Source organism: Protofrankia sp. CiP1_Cm_nod3 (genome assembly GCF_982290655.1).
On record NZ_CEVIVD010000194.1, the window covers coordinates 1 to 2,028 of the forward strand.

A 2,028-nucleotide genomic window follows, 5' to 3' on the forward strand; every position below is an offset into this window, starting at 1 on the left:
CCCTGGGCCCCCGCTGCCCGGGTTGGGCTGGCCGGTGTTGGGGTCGATGTCGCTGCCGGGAGCGCCAGGGCCGCCGGCAGCGGAGTTGGGGCTCCCGGTCCCGGGGGCGCTCTGGGTTGCGCCGCCGCCGGCGACACCGGACCCCGCGGGTCCGCCGCCCTGCCCGCCGGCCTGCCCGGTGGGACCGCCGCCGTCGCCGCCGTGCAGGAGGGGCCCACCGTTACCGGCCCCGCCGCCGCCGCCCGCGACCAGGAGCCGACCGGACTGGCCGGAGGGGGCGAGCCGCACGTCCGAGCCACCGCCGCCGGACCCGCCTCCGCCGTGCGCGCCACCGCCGCCGGCTCCGTGGCCGATGCCGCCGGGCCGGGCGAACTCGCCGTGCCGGGAGGTTCCGGGGATGCCGGCGGCGCCCACGGTGATCTGGAGGATCTGCCCTGGGCTGACGGCCAGGGTGGCGCGGGTCTCGCCGCCGAGCCCGCCGGCCGCGCCGTCGTTCGGCGGGTGCGGAGCGACGAAGCCGGCCGCGCTGCCGCCCTCGGCACCGAACAGGTCGACGCTCACGGCGGTCACCCCGTCCGGGACGGTGAAGGTGTCCGTCCCCGCAGCGGTGTAGGTGCAGGTGGGCGGGGAGGTGGTGAGGACGCCGCCCGCGCCGCAGGGTTCGGCCGCGCCGGCCGGACCGGCGGCTACGGCGAGGGGCGTCCCCATGACGGCGGCCAGGAGGCCGGTCGCGCCGGCGGCCGCGATCGCTACGGCTCTGGACATGATGAAACGACGGTTCACGGAAATCGACGGCGCCTTTCCGGGCCTGCGGAGGTGGTGGAATGCTGAGATGGGTGATCCGCGGGCAGGCCGTGTTCGGCCCGTGCCCGCCCGCGGGCCGGTGCTGCCGGTTTTCAGACGCCGTCGTCGGCGCACAGCACCCAGACATCGGAATAGGTGCTCGGCGAGCTTGTGCCCCCGGTGTGGGTGAAGGCCGTCCAGTATGCCGCCGTAGTGGTCCCGTCACCGACGGGATTGCCGCTGGAATCGCTGGGGAAGCTGCCGTTGAGATGGTCGCCGCCCGAGCCCGGTCCGGTGAAGTCGGTGGTCGTCACGCTGCCCCCGCTGACGGCGGCACCTCCGCTGACCAGTTTCCCGTCCTGACCACCGCAGCCCACGGTCGCTGTCTGCCCTGTGGTCGCTGAGGCCGGGCCACTCACCTCGCTGTACCGGATTTTCACGGTGACTCCACTGACATCGATGTTGTTCCCGCTGCAGACCGCGTAGGCGTAGGTCGTGTTGTTGCTGTTGCCTCCGCCGCCGTTCCACCCGACGGCGGTCCAGGAGTCCGGATTGGTCTCACCGTCGGCCGCGGCTTTCTGGCCGTAGTCGTGTCCGGCGTTGTTGAAGGTGGGGAAGCTGGCGATCGGCTTGAGGCTGCCGATACTGGCCGGTGTGGTACGCGCCCCGCCGCCGAGCAGGACCGTGTTCGCCGGGCAGGTGGCGGTGACCAGGCCCACCGTTGAGCCGGACGTGGGCCCGGAAATCTTGTTCATGACCACCTGGGTGTGACTGATCAGACTGCTGGTGAGGCACACCGCGTAGGGAGTGGTGGAGAAGGAGGCGTTGACCGCGCCCCCGCTGCCACCGATACCGAGCCAGTGCGTCACGTCGGTACCGACGGCCCCGGTGGAACCGGTGTATTCGGTGCTGCCGTCGGAGCTGGGCTCGGTACCCATCACATGGTTGCCGTTCGACGACGAGCCGGTACCGATGGCCTGGTTGATCCCACCTCCGGAGATGAGGCCGCCGCTACAGTCCGCGTGGGTCGAGATCTCGGAGAAGGCCGATCCGGGGCCGCTGGTGGCCCCCGGGGTTCGCACGGTGACGCCCACCGTGTTGGCGTACGCGACTCCCGGCACCGTGACAGCCAGCAGCGCACCTGCGATCAGCGCTTTTCCCAGGACAGGATGCCGCAGCGACCTCATCCTCATCGGATCTCCCTTTCTGACTTCGACGCGGCGGACATGTGCGCGCAACACCGTC

General features: G+C 72.1%; 2 protein-coding genes. Both read right to left on the reverse strand.

What is annotated here, in order from left to right:
* Positions 1-765: glycine-rich protein (locus AC5LUJ_RS22325; RefSeq protein WP_493465678.1), on the reverse strand; the 765-nt coding region annotated here is incomplete at its 3' end.
* 131 nt (positions 766-896) lie between these two features.
* A complete protein-coding gene (locus tag AC5LUJ_RS22330; RefSeq protein ID WP_250283762.1) occupies positions 897-1,976 on the reverse strand; it encodes a hypothetical protein in 1,080 nt (359 codons plus the stop codon).
* Between the last annotated feature and the right edge of the window lie 52 nt (positions 1,977-2,028).

Coding starts and splice junctions, on each gene's coding strand:
- AC5LUJ_RS22330 (WP_250283762.1), bottom strand. CDS start 1,976: ATGAGGATGAGGTCGCTGCGGCATCCTGTCCTGGGAAAAGCGCTGATC.